Source organism: Mediterranea sp. ET5 (assembly GCF_023337025.1).
Taxonomy (GTDB): Bacteria; Bacteroidota; Bacteroidia; order Bacteroidales; family Bacteroidaceae; genus Phocaeicola_A.
This window is the reverse complement of the sequence record NZ_JAMBLN010000006.1, coordinates 120,309-136,052: the sequence shown is the minus strand read 5'-3', so window position 1 is coordinate 136,052 and position 15,744 is coordinate 120,309. Positions and strand designations below refer to the sequence as shown.

The following is a 15,744-nucleotide window of genomic DNA, read 5'->3' as shown; positions in this document are numbered from 1 at the left end:
TCATGAAGGGGCGTGATTTGGGAAAACGGGTGACGGACTCTCTGCTGTTGGCCCATACCCTGGTGGCACAAGGCACGTTGTATCTCAAGCAGTACAAGACAGACAATCAAAGGACGGAAAGAGCACATCATTGTCGATACGCTTGGCCTTCCGTTAGCCGTCGCAATCCATGAGGCCAACCTGCATGACAGCAAGGGCGCTCCACAAGCCATAGAGAAACTCGCTTATAAATTTCCGCGTTTGGTGAAAATCCTGGCGGACGGAGGATATAGGGGAGATTTGGCTGATTGGGTCAAGAAGAAATTCGGATGGATATTGGAGGTCGTACTCAGACCGGACGAATGTCCGTCCAAATTTCAGGTACTGCCCAAACGCTGGATTGTGGAACGCTCTTTCTCATGGCTGGAAAACTTCAGAAGGCTGACCATCGATTATGAATTCCTTGCTGAAACCGCAGAAGCTATGGTACAGATTGCATTCATCCAAATCATGCTTAACAAATTTATCGAATGAAATCAAAACAGCTTCTGAATATTGTTTCTCCAAGATAGCTCAGGCATTCCATCCCAGCTAAAAGAAAAAGGTCTCCAACTGTTTCAGCTGAAGACCTTTCTTCTGGTGATCCGCCTGGGGCTCGAACCCAGGACCCCAACATTAAAAGTGTTGTGCTCTACCTGCTGAGCTAGCGAATCAAACCTTCTTTTGCACTCATTTCTGAATTGCGGTGCAAAGGTACGTACTTTTTTGAATGTGACAAGTGTTTGAGATGATTTTTTGTCCGGCAATTGTATTTTATACGAAAAGGAGCGTCCGGTGATACCAGAATGTAGGAAAAACAACGGGGAAAAGTACATAAAATAAGCTGAAATGCTAAAATATAACGAATTTTAATTCCGAGTAAAGCACGAATGTACTACTTTTGCTTCTTTAAGAATGCAAACAAAAATGGGAAAACTCTATGTTGTACCTACTCCCGTGGGAAACTTGGAAGACATGACATTCCGGGCGATACGGATACTGAAAGAGGTGGACTTGATTCTGGCGGAAGACACGCGGACGTCAGGAGTGTTGCTGAAGCATTTTGACATAAAGAATGCCATGCTCTCGCATCACAAGTTCAATGAACACCAGACGGTGGAACGTATCGTGGAGCGAATCAAGGGGGGCGAACAGGTGGCACTGATTTCTGATGCCGGCACACCGGGAATCTCCGACCCCGGATTCCTGATTGTGCGCGAATGCGTCCGTAACGGAATTGAGGTCCAGTGCCTGCCGGGAGCTACCGCTTTTGTCCCGGCACTTGTTGCTTCAGGATTGCCCGACGAACGTTTCTGCTTCGAAGGCTTCCTTCCGCAGAAAAAGGGACGTGCCACACGCCTGGCGCAATTGCAGGACGAGGTGCGGACGATGGTGTTCTATGAGTCACCCTACCGGCTGGTGAAGACCCTGACGCAGTTTGCCGAGGTGTTCGGTGCCGAACGCAAGGTCGCGGTCTGCCGTGAAATCTCGAAGGTGCACGAAGAAAGTGTCAGGGGAACCTTGGCGGAAGTCATTGCCCATTTCCAGCAGAGTGAACCGAAAGGGGAAATCGTCATCGTGCTCGCCGGAAAGGACAAGGAGGAAAAGGAAAAATAAACACGTTACACTATAAAACAACAAAATTATGAAAAAGTTACTTTGGCTGTCATTCTGTGCAGTTGCACTGATGACTTCTTGTGAACAAATGGGAGGCGGAAGCAAAGCCTTGCAAGCAGAGAACGATTCGTTGAAGGTGGCGCTTTCAGACAGAGAGAACGAGCTCGACCAGATAATGGGTACGTTTAACGAAATCCAGGAAGGATTCCGGCAAATCAATGAGGCTGAGGGCCGTGTGGATTTGCAACGCGACCAGAACGGAGAGAACCTGTCGGCTTCGCAGAAAGTGAAAGATGACTTGAAGCTGATCACCCAGACCATGGCGGACAACCGCGAAAAGCTGGCGAAACTGCAACAACAGTTGAAGAACAGCCGCTACCAGTCGACCGAGCTGAAGAAGGCCATCGCCTCACTGGAAAGAGACCTGGCTGAGAAAGCCGAGCAAATCAAGGCGCTCCAGGCTGAACTGGCTGCCAAGGATATCCGCATCGCCGAACTGGATGATGCCGTTGCCGGACTGACGACCGATGTGGAAAACCTGTCGGCTGAAAACGAAATCAAGACCAAGACCGTCGAAGCACAGGACAAGGCCCTGAACACCGCTTGGTTCGTGTTCGGTACAAAATCGGAACTTAAAGAACAGAAAATTTTGCAAAAAGGAGATGTTTTGCAAAGCGATGACTTCAACAAAGATTACTTTACCCAAATCGACATCCGCACCGACAAGGAAATCAAGCTATACTCTAAGAGTGCTAAGCTGTTGACCAACCATCCGGAAGGCTCCTACTCATTGGTGAAAGATGCAAAAGGACAATATATTTTGAAAATCACCAATCCGAACAAGTTCTGGAGCGTGTCGCGCTATTTGGTAATTCAAGTAAGATAATCTATCTTTGCACCAGTCGTTTCTGCGCAAAGGAAGCGACTGCGTGCATTTATGACAGCAAAGTACAGGAACCTGTTTATCGATTTGGACGATACACTGTGGGCGTTCTCCGAGAATGCCCGGGATTCATTTGCTGAAGTGTATGTGGAGCTTGACTTCGGGCGCTATTTCGATTCGTTCGAACAGTTTTATTCCATTTATACCGAGAGGAACAATGCGCTGTGGGTCGATTATGACCACGGACGCATCACCAAGGAAGAGTTGAACCGCGAACGTTTCAGCTATCCCTTGCTCAAGGTGGGAGTCGATGACCCGGAGTTGGTCCACGCATACATGAAGGCTTTCTTTCGTATCATTCCAACTAAACAGAAACTGATGCCGCATGCCCGGGATGTGCTGGAATACCTGAATGGGAAGTACCGCCTTTACATCCTGTCAAACGGTTTCCGGGAATTGCAGTCGCGGAAGCTGGCTTCAGCAGGCATTGAAGGCTATTTCCGTAAAGTCATCCTTTCGGAAGACTTGAAGGTGAACAAGCCGCGTGCCGAGATTTTCTACTTTGCCTTGTCGGCTACCCAGTCGGAACTCAGGGAGTCGCTGATGATTGGCGACAGCTTTGATACCGACATCGCCGGTGCCCGGGGAGTGGGGATGGACCAGGTGTTCTACAACCACCGCCACCGTACGGAGCTCCCCTTCCGTCCGACGTACGAGGTAGCATCCTTGACGGAATTATTCGACCTGTTGTGAAACAGGGGATAACTAAATAACAATAAGATACTCTTTAATGACTTCTATGAGGACGTTGTGAAACGTGGATGAATAGAAAATTATCTCTAAAATGTGAATGGACAGCCTCCTTCGGGAGGCTGTTTCCGTTTCCGGACATCTCCGGCGTGTGTAAAAACCGGGAAGGAATATCCTTAAATAGAAACGAATCCATTATCTTTGTGAACTTCAATCCCGCTAAGGTTCAGGCAGGGTTGAGGCTAGAATCAAGACACAGTAAATTAGCTGATACAGAATGAAAGAATTTGTTATCTCTCAAGCTCAGACCGAAAAAGCCGTACTGGTCGGTCTGGTCACCCGATTGCAAGACGAACGTAAGACCAACGAATACCTTGACGAACTGGAGTTCCTGGCGGACACAGCCGGGGCGGAGGTGGTCAAACGTTTTACTCAAAAACTCGATATGCCCAACTCGGTGACTTACATAGGGAAAGGTAAGCTGGAGGAGATTCGTGCCTACCTGGAATCCTGCGAGGAAGACCCCGAGACGGAAATCGGTATGGTGATATTCGACGACGAATTGTCGGCAAAGCAAATCCGAAACATAGAGAAGGAACTGAAGGTGAAGATTCTCGACCGCACTTCACTCATTCTGGACATCTTCGCGATGCGTGCCCAGACGGCGAGTGCCAAGACGCAGGTGGAGCTGGCGCAATATAAATACATGCTCCCCCGCCTGCAACGTCTGTGGACTCACTTGGAACGTCAGGGAGGTGGCTCGGGCAGTGGCAAGGGCGGTTCGGTGGGACTGCGTGGTCCGGGTGAGACCCAGCTCGAAATGGACCGCCGTATCATCCTCAACCGCATGTCGCTCCTGAAGCAGCAGCTGGCGGAGATTGACCGGCAGAAGTCCACCCAGCGCAAGAATCGCGGACGACTCATCCGTGTGGCTCTCGTGGGCTACACCAATGTAGGTAAGTCGACCCTGATGAACCTGCTGGCAAAGAGCGAGGTGTTCGCTGAAAACAAGCTGTTCGCCACGCTCGACACCACGGTGCGCAAGGTCATCATCGACAATCTCCCCTTCCTCCTGTCCGACACGGTCGGGTTCATCCGCAAGTTGCCTACTGACCTGGTCGATTCGTTCAAGTCGACGCTCGACGAGGTGCGCGAGGCAGACCTGCTCATCCACGTGGTCGACATCTCCCATCCCGACTTTGAGGAACAGATTACGGTGGTTGACAAGACACTTGCCGACCTGGGTTGTGCCGACAAGCCGACCATCCTGGTGTTCAACAAGATTGACGCATATACCTATGTGGAGAAGGATGCCGACGACCTGACGCCGCGCACCAAGGAGAACATTACGCTGGAAGAGCTCATGCAGACGTGGATGGCAAAGATGCACGACAACTGCATCTTCATCTCCGCCCGTCAGAAGACCAACATCGACGAGCTGAAGGCGATGTTCTACAAGAAGGTCAAGGAGCTGCACGTACAGAAGTATCCCTACAACGACTTCCTCTACCAGACGTACGAGGAAGACGGGAACCCCGAATAATCCCCCGGCTATGATGATGAATGCTTACCGTCCGTTGTCGGTCCGCGAGATTGCGGTCTTGCAGCAGCAAGGTTGCCGGGCAGACGACTGGAGTCACATACAGGTGAAGGACGGCTTCACTCCCGAAGCCGTCGAGCAGGTACGTTTCTACGGTCCGGTTCGTCTGGGTGTCTTTCACCGGACGTTGGAGCCGGAGCCGGGCATACACCGTCCGTCGGGTATCCGTCAGGCAGAGCTGCATGATGTCACGGTGGGCGATGACTGCCTCATCGAGCAGGTGGGCTGCCTGTCCCGTTACGACATTGCGCCGGGTGCATACATCTCCCGAGTGGGGACGATGAGCATGGAGCCTTCCGCCACGTGCGGCCTGGGCACACCGGTCAACGTGTTGAGCGAGGCGGACGCCGCCTTCCGTGTGTGGCTTCACCGACGGCTGGGTGCGCAGGAGTTTTACCTCCGTTCGCGGTTGTCTTCGTCGGGGTGTCGTGCCCTCGATGCCTGGGTGAAGGCGGAAGTGGAGGCATCCATCCCGTCGCGGGGCGTTGTGGGGGCGGATGCCTGCATCGTCGGCGTCTCCAGGCTCCGGAATGTCTATGTCGGCGCTTCAGCCGTCATCGACGGAGCATCGTGCGTGGAGGACTGCTACCTGGACAGTTGCCGCGAAGCCCCCGTCCGTCTGGGGACCGACGTCATCTGCCGGCGTACGGTGCTGCAAGGCGGTGCGGAAGTGCTGGACGGTGCGAAGGTGAGCGAGTGCCTCGTCGGGCAGGCTGTCCATGTCGGCAAGGGATTCTCGGCGGAAGCCTCCCTCTTCTTTGCCAACTCCTACCTGGACAACGGGGAGGCGTGTGCCGTCTGTGCCGGACCGTTCACGGTGAGCCATCACAAGTCGACCTTGCTGATAGGCAGCATGAGCTCGTTCTTCAACGCCGGCTCGGGTACGAACATGAGCAACCACATGTACAAGCTCGGTCCGCTGCATCACGGGGAGCTGGAGCGTGGGTGCAAGACGGCGTCGGGAGCCCACCTCGTGTGGGGCGGACGCGTCGGGGCTTTCTCCATGGTCATGGGCAAGTTCGACTGTCACGCCGACCTGTCTGCCTTCCCTTTCTCTTACCTCTTTCACACCGACGGACGTACCGTGCTCGTCCCTGCCATCAACTTCTTCACGGTCGGCACCTATCGCGACGTGCACAAATGGCCCGTCCGTGACAAACGTCCGGAGGGTGTCCCTCCCTGTGACTTCATTTCCACCTGCGAGGCGCTGACCCCCTATACGGTCTCCCGCATCCGGGAAGGACGGATGAGGCTGGAGCAACTCTTGAACGAACAGGAAGGCAACGCCCCGGAGTGGTACGAGCCGGTACGCGGAGTGTTCGTGAAGGCAGGGGCACTGGAGCGCGGCATCGGTCTCTACCGGCTGATGGAGCAGCTCTACATCGCCCGCCACCTTCCCGAGGAAACGTCCGCAGAGCTGTGCATCCCCCTGCGCCCCGATGAGGAGTGGCACGACATGCTGGGACTGGTGGTACCCGGAAGCGCCTTCCGTGCCTTGTGCGACGAGGTGTCAGACGGACGCGGGGCATCCCTGCAGGAGTTCCTGGACAAACTCGGATGCCTGTGTCTCGCCTATCCCGTCTGGGTACAGGCACACATCCGTGCCCTTTATTCTGCGGAAGAGAGGGAGGAAGCACGCGTCCGCCGGGCAGCCAACGAAGAACGCTTTTATGCCCTGCTGGAAGCTGACGTCAGCAAGGAGGAACGCCTGGGCGGAGCTACGTTTGCCCCTCTTGCAGCCGCATTCAGGGAACAGCTGCACCGCGAAAAGGAAGAACAACTAAAGAAAGCTAAAGAACGGGCATCTTCCCCGAAGCCCGGGCACGACTAACTGAAGATATTCGTACATTTGCATACGTACTAATCTAATTATAAAACGTAATACTTTATATTATGGCAACACCTCCGTTTAAGTATGAAGCTCCTTTCCAGCTCGGAGAGGATACGACTGAGTATTATCTGTTGACAAAAGACTATGTGTCGGTGAGCGAGTTTGAAGGCAAGCCGATTCTGAAAATCGAGAAAGAAGGTCTGACCGCCATGGCGAACGCCGCCTTCCGCGATGTCTCGTTCATGCTGCGCCGCTCACACAACGAGCAGGTCGCCAAGATCCTGAGTGACCCTGAAGCCAGTGAAAACGACAAATATGTGGCACTGACCTTCCTGCGCAATGCCGAGGTAGCCAGCAAAGGGGTGCTCCCGTTCTGCCAGGATACCGGTACTGCCATCATCCACGGCGAGAAAGGACAGCAGGTGTGGACAGGCTACTGCGACGAGGAAGCACTGTCCCACGGTGTCTATAAGACTTACACGGAAGAGAACCTCCGCTACTCACAGAACGCTCCGTTGAGCATGTACGAGGAGGTGAACACCAAGTGCAATCTCCCTGCACAAATCGATATCGAGGCCACCGAAGGCATGGAGTACAAGTTCCTTTGTGTGACCAAGGGAGGTGGCTCTGCCAACAAGACCTACCTGTACCAGGAGACGAAGGCCATCCTGAATCCCGGCACGCTCGTTCCCTTCCTGGTGGAGAAGATGAAGACGTTGGGTACGGCTGCTTGCCCGCCCTACCACATCGCGTTCGTCATCGGAGGAACGTCGGCTGAGAAGAACCTCCTCACGGTGAAGCTGGCTTCGACCCACTACTATGACAACCTGCCGACGACCGGTAGCGAAGGCGGACGTGCCTTCCGTGACATCGAACTGGAGAAGCAGGTGCTCGAGGAGGCTCACCGCATCGGGCTGGGTGCCCAGTTCGGCGGCAAATACTATGCACACGATGTCCGCATCATCCGTCTGCCGCGCCACGGTGCTTCCTGCCCCGTCGGTCTGGGCGTTTCCTGCTCTGCCGACCGCAACATCAAGTGCAAAATCAACAAGGACGGTATCTGGATTGAGAAGCTCGACAGCAATCCGGGCGAACTGATTCCGGCAGAACTCCGTCAGGCTGGCGAAGGCGATGCCGTGAAGATTGACCTGAACCGTCCGATGGCAGAGATTCTCAAGGAGCTGACGAAGTATCCGGTTGCCACCCGCCTTTCGCTCAACGGAACCATCATCGTGGGCCGTGACATCGCCCATGCCAAGCTGAAAGAGCGTCTCGACCGTGGCGAAGACCTGCCGCAATACATCAAGGACCATCCCATCTACTACGCCGGTCCGGCAAAGACTCCGAAAGGCATGGCGTGCGGTTCCATGGGACCGACGACAGCCGGACGTATGGACCCCTACGTGGACCTCTTCCAGAGCCACGGCGGCAGCATGATCATGCTCGCCAAGGGTAACCGCAGCCAGGCTGTGACGGATGCCTGCAAGAAGCATGGCGGCTTCTACCTCGGCTCCATCGGTGGTCCGGCAGCCATCCTCGCACAGAACAACATCAAGAGCATCGAGTGTGTGGAATATCCCGAACTCGGCATGGAAGCCATCTGGAAGATTGAAGTGGAGAACTTCCCGGCCTTCATCCTCGTGGATGACAAGGGCAATGATTTCTTCAAGCAAATCAAGCCCCAGCCGCTCTGCTCGGTGAAGAAGTAATCAGCTGACACGCCTATAAACTGTAAACGGCACAAGCCATCCCGTCGCATGACGGAGGCTTGTGCCGTTTATTGTTAGGGACAGACCGGTTCAAATGCCGGGAAGAGCGCGATGAGAGTACGCCTTATACGGACCTAAGTATTATACTTTGGCAGCCTAAGTATTATACTTAGGGGGTCTAAGTATGATACTTTGCTTCATTAAGGTGGCGTTCGTACTGTGTCAATGCCCTGCCTTCCGTTGACTGATGACGGACTGTGACCGGGAAGGGCACAGGTGTGTGTGCGGCGACGACCTTGTCAGGATGCCGACGCCTGTTCCGTCTGAAAAAAGAAGAACACCGCCATGACCATCAGCACGACGCCCAGCACGCCGTAGAACCAGCGGGCACGGCGACGCCCCAGACTGCGCACGATGAACTGTGTGTTTTGGGCAGTGAAGAACCAGTCCCAGTCGAGTACGGCAGCCAGTAGCGACAGGATGCCGGCGAGAGCGAACAGGGACTGGACGAAGTATTGCGGTCCCATGTGGATGGCAGATTATGCGTCGAAGCGTACCACACGGCAGCCCTGTTCGTCTTCTTCTATCGTCACCTTGACGGCATCGGACGGTAACAGCTCTTCCACCAGCTCCGGCCATTCGATGAAGCACAGGGCGCCGCTGTAGAAGTAGTCCTCATACCCCATGTCATACACCTCCTCGAGCTTCTTGATGCGGTAGAAGTCGAAGTGGTAAATCAGCTCTTCGGTGGCTGAGCGGTACTCGTTGACGATGGCGAAGGTGGGCGAGTTGATGACGTCGGTCACTCCCAGGCATTCGCAGATGGCCTTGATGAAGGTGGTCTTGCCGGCACCCATTTTGCCGTAGAAGGCAAAGACCGTGTTGTCGCCCATGGCAGCGATGAACTCGCGGGCGGCATCGTGGATGTTTTCCAGTGAAGTAATCTTGATTTCCATATGGTTGTTCGTTTGTTTAGTTCCGGTTCCGTAGAAGAAGCTTCCCCGCCTTGCATCCGGCATAGATGAGGATGGAGAAGAAGATGATGGACGCTCCCGAAGGCACGTTGTAGCGGTAGGACAGCAGCAGTCCGCCCAGGCAGCTGAGGCAGGCGATGAGGATGGACAGCCCGATGATGCGGCGGAAGCTGTTGGTGAAGAGGTTGGCAGTCATCTGCGGGATGGTGAGGAGCGAGATGGCAAGCACGATGCCCACCATGCGCAGACAGGCAACGATGGTGAGGGCGATGAACATCATCAGTCCGTATTCAATGACCGTGACGGGGAGTCCTTGCGAACGGGCAAACTCACGGTCGAACGCCGTATAGACAATCGGGCGTAGGAAGAGGGTGAAGAGGAGTCCCAGCAATGCCGACAGAACGGCAAGCACCCAGATGTCCGAACGGGTGATGGTGAGGATGTTCCCGAAGAGATAGGACGAGAGGTCGGGGGCAAAGCCCGGGGCGAGGAAGCTGAAGATGATGCCGATGGCCATGCCGAATGTCCAGAACACGGCAATAGCGGAATCCTCGCGCATGTCGCGCCGCTTGCTCAGCCACTCCACGCCGAATGCCGAGAGAACGGAGAAGACGGCTGCCGAGAGGATGGGGGAGATGCCCAGGTAGACTCCCAGCCCGATGCCTCCGAACGAGGCGTGCGTGATGCCTCCGCTGATGAACACCAGTCGCCGCGTGACGATGTACGTGCCGATGATGCCGCAGGCGATACTGGCAAAGAGACTGCCCAGCAACGCATGCTGGAAGAACGTGTATTGCAGGATGTCGAGAAGTTCCATAGTGTGGGGTAATCAGGATTTGGGGACGGGATGTGCGCGCAGGTCGTCCACGATGAGGATGATTTCATCTTTCACGCCGTCGGGCAAGGAGACTCCTCGCAGTTGCAGGCTGCGCACCCAGCCGGGCACGTCGTCCGGCCGCATCGTGTAGAGCACCTCGCGGAAGGCGTCGGCATCCTCGTCGTTGTAGCCGTCGGAGGGAGTACCGCGGAAGCGGTCCAACTCTTCGTCGTCGTAGTATTCAATCTTCCGGCTGACTCCTGCCAGCAGGCTGTCGCGTTCACAGACGGCATGCTGGCCGCAGCATTCCATGTCCGTGCGTGGGGCGGGCGCGTCTTCTTCCGTCGGTGTGTCGCCCTGTTTCTTCCGGTTCAGGTTTCCCAAAGCATAGGCTGCGATGCCGAGCACCAGCAGCGCTCCGATAAAAATAGCTATCAGTGTCATAGTTCCTCCAGATGAAATCCCGCACGGCGCAGGTCGTCCCAGTAATGAGGGTACGACTTCGACACCACTTGCGGGTGGTTGATGCGAATCTCCGGCAGGCAGAGGGCTGCCGGTGCGAAAGCCATCGCCATGCGGTGGTCTTCATACGTGTCGATGACGGGGCAGGGGTCAGCCTGCACCCGTTCTCCGTCCCAGGCGAGGACGGAGCCTTCTTCCTCCCGGACGGCATAGCCCAACTTACGCAGCTCGATGCGCAGGGCCTCCATGCGGTCGGTCTCCTTGATTTTCAGGCTTTGCAGTCCGCTGAAGCGGAAGGGCAGCCCGAGCAGGGCACAAGTCACGACGAATGTCTGCGCCAGGTCGGGTTGGTTGGTGAAGTCATAGTCCATCCTTTCCAGCGCGCGGGGCATGCGACCGAGCACGGCACCTGCTCCGTTGAAGTCCGTCTTCACGCCCAAGGCTCCGAAGAGCTGCGCCACGGCACTGTCTCCCTGCGGACTGTCGGGCAGCAGTCCCGGCAGTTCCACTTGTGCCTCCCGGCTCAATGCCGCCATTTCGTACCAGTAGGAAGCTGCGCTCCAGTCGCTCTCCACGGTGTAGGGGCGTGTGCTGTAGGCATGTGCTTCCACACGGACGCTGCGTCCGTCGGGCATCCATCGCACCTGTCCGCCGAAGTCGGTCATCAGACGGAGTGTCAGGTCGATGTAGGGACGCGAGATGATGTCGCCCGTCAGGTGGAGCGTCAGTCCTTCCGGAAGCGTGGCGCCAATCATCAGAAGGGCGGAGATGTATTGTGAGCTGACGTCTCCCGGCAGTGAGACCTCCGATGCCGTGAGCCTTCTTCCGTGTATCAATAAAGGTGGAAATCCTTCCGTCTGCGTATATTCAATGTCTGCCCCCAGGCTGCGCAAGGCATCAACCAGGATGCGGATGGGGCGTTGCTGCATGCGGGCAGTTCCCGTCAGGAGGTGCTGTTCGTCCGGTTGTACTGCAAAGAAAGCCGTAAGGAAGCGCATGGCTGTCCCCGCTGCCCCGATGTCGACCACATCTCCGCGTGAACGCAGTCCGTCGACCATCACCCGTGTATCATCGCAGTCGGATAGATTGCCGATGTCCGCCTTTCCGCCAGCCAAAGCATCGAGGACAAGTGCCCGGTTGCAGATACTTTTCGAGGCAGGCAGGCTGATGCGGCAATCGATTTGTGAAGGAGCTGTAATTCTTAGTTGCATTTTAAATGAGTGGTTTACTAACTACATCTTTGCAAAAGTACGCATAAAAACCTTAGTTGCGTCAGCTTTCGGCGAAAAACCTCATTCTGTCATCGGAATCGCCCTTTCCGGTGACACTTGTACTTGCTTCCATTGCCTTTCCGACCGTCTTCCTCTGTTGCCGTGTCAGAAAAAATGCCCTTCCCGATAAAAAAAAGTCATGGAAAAGTTTGCATAACCAAAAAGAAGGCGTACCTTTGCATCCGCAATTCGGGGTGTAGCTCAGCCCGGTTAGAGTACGCGTCTGGGGGGCGTGTGGTCGCTGGTTCGAATCCAGTCACCCCGACTGGTAAAATGAAGGAGTTAAGTCGCTGACTTAGCTCCTTTTTTTATGCGATGCACTGGGGAGGTTGTGGAGGAGGTCCGTCAATTCGTTTTATTATTTTCCGGTAAATAATTTGTATAGTTGTATATTGTTTTTAATACCTGTTTTATTAGCTTTGCAACGATAAAGTAGATTGTATCATAGATATACAGTCCTTTTGTTGCAACAGGTTTAAAAATCAAGACGGATAAATAATCGAGCATGAGTATATGGAATGTTTTACGGCGGATGATTACAGGCGGAAAGAGAAACTCTACCGCCAGGGAGGAGGTGCCGGAACATATACCACAGGAATACAAGGAGGTCTTGGCTTTCAATCGGACTTTTGATGCATTGATGACGGAAGAGCGTTTTATAGCTCGGAGCGATTATAAGGAGTTGGTTGAAGGGGCAGCCCACTTGTATCAGTTCTATGAGACATTGTCGTCTTCCAATGTACTGGATGATTTTATTCGTAAAAGTAAACTTGATTCATCGCAAATAGACCGTTTTCGTGAGACATATGCCGGGCTATATGATTTGACTAAGGAATCTCCTTTTGTGCAACAACACAATGAAGAATATGTCAAACGTCACCTGGTATTGGAGAAAGACTATCTGGATACTATCCTGAAGGAATGCGATCCTGCAATTTTGCTGGATGAGGAACAGCGCAGGGTGCTTCTTTCTGAGGAAGATCACACGTTGGTGATTGCAGGAGCCGGGGCGGGCAAGACAACCACTGTAGCTGCCAAGGTAAAATATCTGGTAGACAAACGTGGAATAGAACCTTCCAAAATCCTGGTGATTTCATTCACCAATAAAGCTGTTGGAGAACTGCGTGAACGGATTAACGGCTGTTTGCACATCAATTGCCCCATTACTACATTCCATTCGGCTGGGTATGCCATTTTGCGGAAGGGGGATTCTGAAGGCAAGCGTATTGTCGATGGAGGCTACATGTATGCTGTTATAAACAAGTATCTGAAGTCTGCCGTGATGAGTCGGGAAGATCTGGTGAAAAAACTGATTCTTTTTTTCGGGTCTTATTTTACTGCACCTTATGAGGGAGATGATTTGAACCGTTTTTTCCGCTTTGTTTCCAAGGCCGATTTTTCGACGTTGAAAAGTAACTTGCATGAGTATGTGAGACAGATTGTGGACCGTAAGACTGAAAAAGTACAGACTCTTAACAATGAAATACTCCGTTCCATTGAAGAGGTTCGTATCGCTAACTGGCTCTATCTTCATCAGATTGACTATGAGTATGAACCGGTCTATCGCTATCGTGTCTTGGATGCCAGCAAGCCTTATACGCCGGATTTTCGGATAAAACAGGGTGACAAAGAATCTTATATTGAGCACTTTGGAATTACGGAGGATGGACGGAACAGCCGTTATACACCGGCGGAACTGGAGCGTTATAAAGCCCGGGTGAATGACAAAATCCGTTTGCACCGGAAACATAAGACCGATTTGATCTATACATTTTCTGCTTATCGGGATGGACGTTCTTTTCTGGAACACCTGGAGGAGCAATTGTTGGAACGGGGGTATGTCATAAATGAACGTCCGTTGAATGAGGTCTATAAGAAAATGGTAGACGCGGAAGAAAATAAGTATATTACCAAGTTTACTCTTTTGATTTGCCATTTTATCAGTAATTTCAAGACGCAAGGTTACAAGGCTGAGAAATTCGAAGCGTTCAAATCTTCCGTGAAGAATGTGCGTACAAGGCTGTTCCTGGATATTTGTAGCGTTTGTTTCCTGGAATATCAGAAGGCATTGAAAGAAAGCTGTAGTATTGATTTTGAAGATATGATCAATGAGTCGGCTGAACTGATTCGTAAGAAACAGGTGAATCAGGAACATTTGGACTTCAAATATATCATCGTTGATGAGTATCAGGATATCTCCAGACAACGTTACAACCTGATACGTGAGCTGTCAGCTTTGTGTAGTGCCAAGATTGTGGCAGTGGGAGATGACTGGCAGTCTATCTATGCCTTTAGCGGTTCTATTTTGCCGTTATTTACTCGGTTCTGCCAGGAAGTGGGTTATGGACAGGAATTGAAGATTACACGCACGTATCGAAATGCGCAAGAAGTGATAGACATTGCAGGTGCCTTTATCCAGCGGAATGAGAATCAGATAAAGAAAGCATTGATTTCTCCGAAACGTATTACGAATCCGGTAGTCATCCGTACATACAGTGAGAAATACTCCAGGCAGCAGGACGGAGGACGTTATTACAATCTGGGAATAGCCGTGAATGAGGCTATCAGTGATGTGATTGAGTATAATAAGGTTGAGGGAAAGTCACGTGTTGTTTCTATTCTGTTGATCGGACGTTATGGCTTTGATGCCGTTCATCTTTGTCGTTCAAAAGAGTTTAACTATGATGAGAAGTCCGGACGTGTGTATTCCTCACGTTATGGTTCACAGGTAAAGCTGCAATTCCTGACTGCGCATAGCTCTAAAGGATTGAGCGCGGACAATGTTATTATAATCAATGCAAAAGATGATGTTTACGGATTCCCCTCTAAGGTGGATGATGATCCGGTATTGAGCCTGGTAGTCGTCAATGACAATTCGTACACTTATGCGGAAGAGCGTCGCCTGTTCTATGTGGCACTGACCCGTACAAAAAATCGTGTCTTTATTGTGACACCTTCACAGCGTCCCTCGGAATTCATCAAAGAGCTGTTGAGCGATACGGCGCGTTATCCGAATGTCACCTTGAAAGGTGAATTGGCGTCTGCGGTGAATGACCTGTTGCCTGTAGGAAACCGTTGCCCGATTTGTGGATATCCGATGCAGCTGCGTTGGAACAAGAACTATGGATTGAAGCTGTGGATTTGTACCAACGAACAGGAACTGTGTGGCTTTATGACGAATGACATGAGAGGGGGAGAACTGGGCATTCAGAAATGTGATTGGTGTGAAGATGGGTATTTGGTTGTGAAACCAGCCAAACAGCATTTTATTCTGGGCTGTACGAACTATAAGGATGATAAGTCCGGATGCGGCCGGATGTTGGGATTGTCGCATTACAGGGCTTGGCTGCGGCATGATTTCGGCACTGAAGACCGTTCTGTCAATTGTCCTTCTTATTTCAAAAAGAAGCCCGTGGAGGATATGGACGAGGTGATTCCTCCGGAGATGATTCCGGTTAAGGCAAAGAAGACTGTTTCTTCCGGTTCTTTTGCCGGAGTGAATATGGTGGAATATACGCCAGGCAAGATCGATACTGTTGAATTCCGGGTCTTAACCAATGCGGAAGGTCAAATCATCACAGACATGGAACTCCTTAGACTTCTGTATGAGCTACGTATGCAGCTTGCACAAAAAGAAGAGATTGCAGCATCGAAGATTTTGCAGGATGCTGTGCTTGTACGTCTGGCGACGGACAAGCCGACTGACAGAGAGGAGTTCCTTCGCATTTATGGCATAGGTGATCGGAAGTATGAAGCGTACGGCGATGCTTTTTTAAGTGAAATCAAGTCCTATGTACATTAGTGCTTTCTAT

At 52.6% G+C, this 15,744-nt stretch carries 13 protein-coding genes and 2 tRNA genes; 9 read left to right on the top strand and 6 right to left on the bottom strand.

The genetic code is table 11. The features are described from left to right. Nucleotides 1–54 precede the first annotated feature (54 nt). Nucleotides 55–513 (top strand): IS5 family transposase, encoded by a 459-nt coding sequence (locus M3087_RS05625; protein WP_317236691.1) that lies wholly within the window; start codon nucleotides 55–57, stop codon nucleotides 511–513. A gap of 103 nt (nucleotides 514–616) precedes the next feature. On the opposite strand, the gene M3087_RS05620 is transcribed toward M3087_RS05625, so the two are convergent. Next, nucleotides 617–692: transfer RNA gene (locus M3087_RS05620), tRNA-Lys, on the bottom strand. Between the two features lie 253 nt (nucleotides 693–945). Between M3087_RS05620 and rsmI the strand changes: the two genes are divergently transcribed. The 6 genes from rsmI (at nucleotide 946) to M3087_RS05590 (ending at nucleotide 8,408) form a co-directional block, all read left to right on the top strand. Continuing rightward, entirely contained in the window at nucleotides 946–1,635 is a 690-nt protein-coding gene (gene rsmI / locus M3087_RS05615) for a 16S rRNA (cytidine(1402)-2'-O)-methyltransferase (RefSeq protein ID WP_249094279.1), read from the top strand. Between the two features lie 28 nt (nucleotides 1,636–1,663). After that, a complete protein-coding gene (locus M3087_RS05610) occupies nucleotides 1,664–2,521 on the top strand; it encodes a hypothetical protein (RefSeq protein ID WP_022385615.1) in 858 nt (285 codons plus the stop codon). Between the two features lie 51 nt (nucleotides 2,522–2,572). Next, nucleotides 2,573–3,271 (top strand): YjjG family noncanonical pyrimidine nucleotidase, encoded by a 699-nt coding sequence (locus M3087_RS05605; protein ID WP_022385614.1) that lies wholly within the window; start codon nucleotides 2,573–2,575, stop codon nucleotides 3,269–3,271. A 274-nt stretch (nucleotides 3,272–3,545) separates the two neighbouring features. Further along, nucleotides 3,546–4,811: a GTPase HflX gene (gene hflX, locus M3087_RS05600; protein WP_022385613.1), complete on the top strand. Its 1,266-nt coding sequence runs from the start codon at nucleotides 3,546–3,548 to the stop codon at nucleotides 4,809–4,811. A 10-nt stretch (nucleotides 4,812–4,821) separates the two neighbouring features. Further along, nucleotides 4,822–6,699, top strand: coding sequence for a DUF4954 family protein (locus M3087_RS05595; protein ID WP_249094277.1), 1,878 nt, complete (start codon nucleotides 4,822–4,824; stop codon nucleotides 6,697–6,699). Between the two features lie 62 nt (nucleotides 6,700–6,761). Next, on the top strand, nucleotides 6,762–8,408 hold the full coding sequence (locus M3087_RS05590; protein ID WP_022385611.1) for a fumarate hydratase: 1,647 nt from the start codon (nucleotides 6,762–6,764) through the stop codon (nucleotides 8,406–8,408). Between the two features lie 299 nt (nucleotides 8,409–8,707). Here the strand turns inward: M3087_RS05590 and M3087_RS05585 are convergent, their stop codons facing one another. From M3087_RS05585 to M3087_RS05565, 5 genes are read right to left on the bottom strand one after another with little or no spacing between them, the layout of a single operon-like run. After that, on the bottom strand, nucleotides 8,708–8,935 hold the full coding sequence (locus M3087_RS05585; protein WP_249094275.1) for an immunity 17 family protein: 228 nt from the start codon (nucleotides 8,933–8,935) through the stop codon (nucleotides 8,708–8,710). A 12-nt stretch (nucleotides 8,936–8,947) separates the two neighbouring features. Beyond that, nucleotides 8,948–9,364 (bottom strand): tRNA (adenosine(37)-N6)-threonylcarbamoyltransferase complex ATPase subunit type 1 TsaE, encoded by a 417-nt coding sequence (gene tsaE, locus M3087_RS05580; protein ID WP_022385610.1) that lies wholly within the window; start codon nucleotides 9,362–9,364, stop codon nucleotides 8,948–8,950. A 16-nt stretch (nucleotides 9,365–9,380) separates the two neighbouring features. Further along, on the bottom strand, nucleotides 9,381–10,199 hold the full coding sequence (locus tag M3087_RS05575) for a metal ABC transporter permease (protein WP_022385609.1): 819 nt from the start codon (nucleotides 10,197–10,199) through the stop codon (nucleotides 9,381–9,383). A gap of 12 nt (nucleotides 10,200–10,211) precedes the next feature. Next, nucleotides 10,212–10,643, bottom strand: a complete 432-nt coding sequence (locus M3087_RS05570; RefSeq protein ID WP_022385608.1) for a hypothetical protein — start codon at nucleotides 10,641–10,643, stop codon at nucleotides 10,212–10,214. Further along, a complete protein-coding gene (locus M3087_RS05565; protein ID WP_022385607.1) occupies nucleotides 10,640–11,872 on the bottom strand; it encodes a 3-phosphoshikimate 1-carboxyvinyltransferase in 1,233 nt (410 codons plus the stop codon). The genes M3087_RS05570 and M3087_RS05565 overlap by 4 nt, the downstream gene beginning before the upstream one ends. Nucleotides 11,873–12,122: 250 nt before the next feature. Between M3087_RS05565 and M3087_RS05560 the strand changes: the two genes are divergently transcribed. Both M3087_RS05560 and M3087_RS05555 read left to right on the top strand, forming a co-directional pair. Further along, nucleotides 12,123–12,197: transfer RNA gene (locus M3087_RS05560), tRNA-Pro, on the top strand. A 240-nt stretch (nucleotides 12,198–12,437) separates the two neighbouring features. Further along, on the top strand, nucleotides 12,438–15,734 hold the full coding sequence (locus M3087_RS05555; RefSeq protein ID WP_249094272.1) for a UvrD-helicase domain-containing protein: 3,297 nt from the start codon (nucleotides 12,438–12,440) through the stop codon (nucleotides 15,732–15,734). Nucleotides 15,735–15,744: the final 10 nt, after the last annotated feature.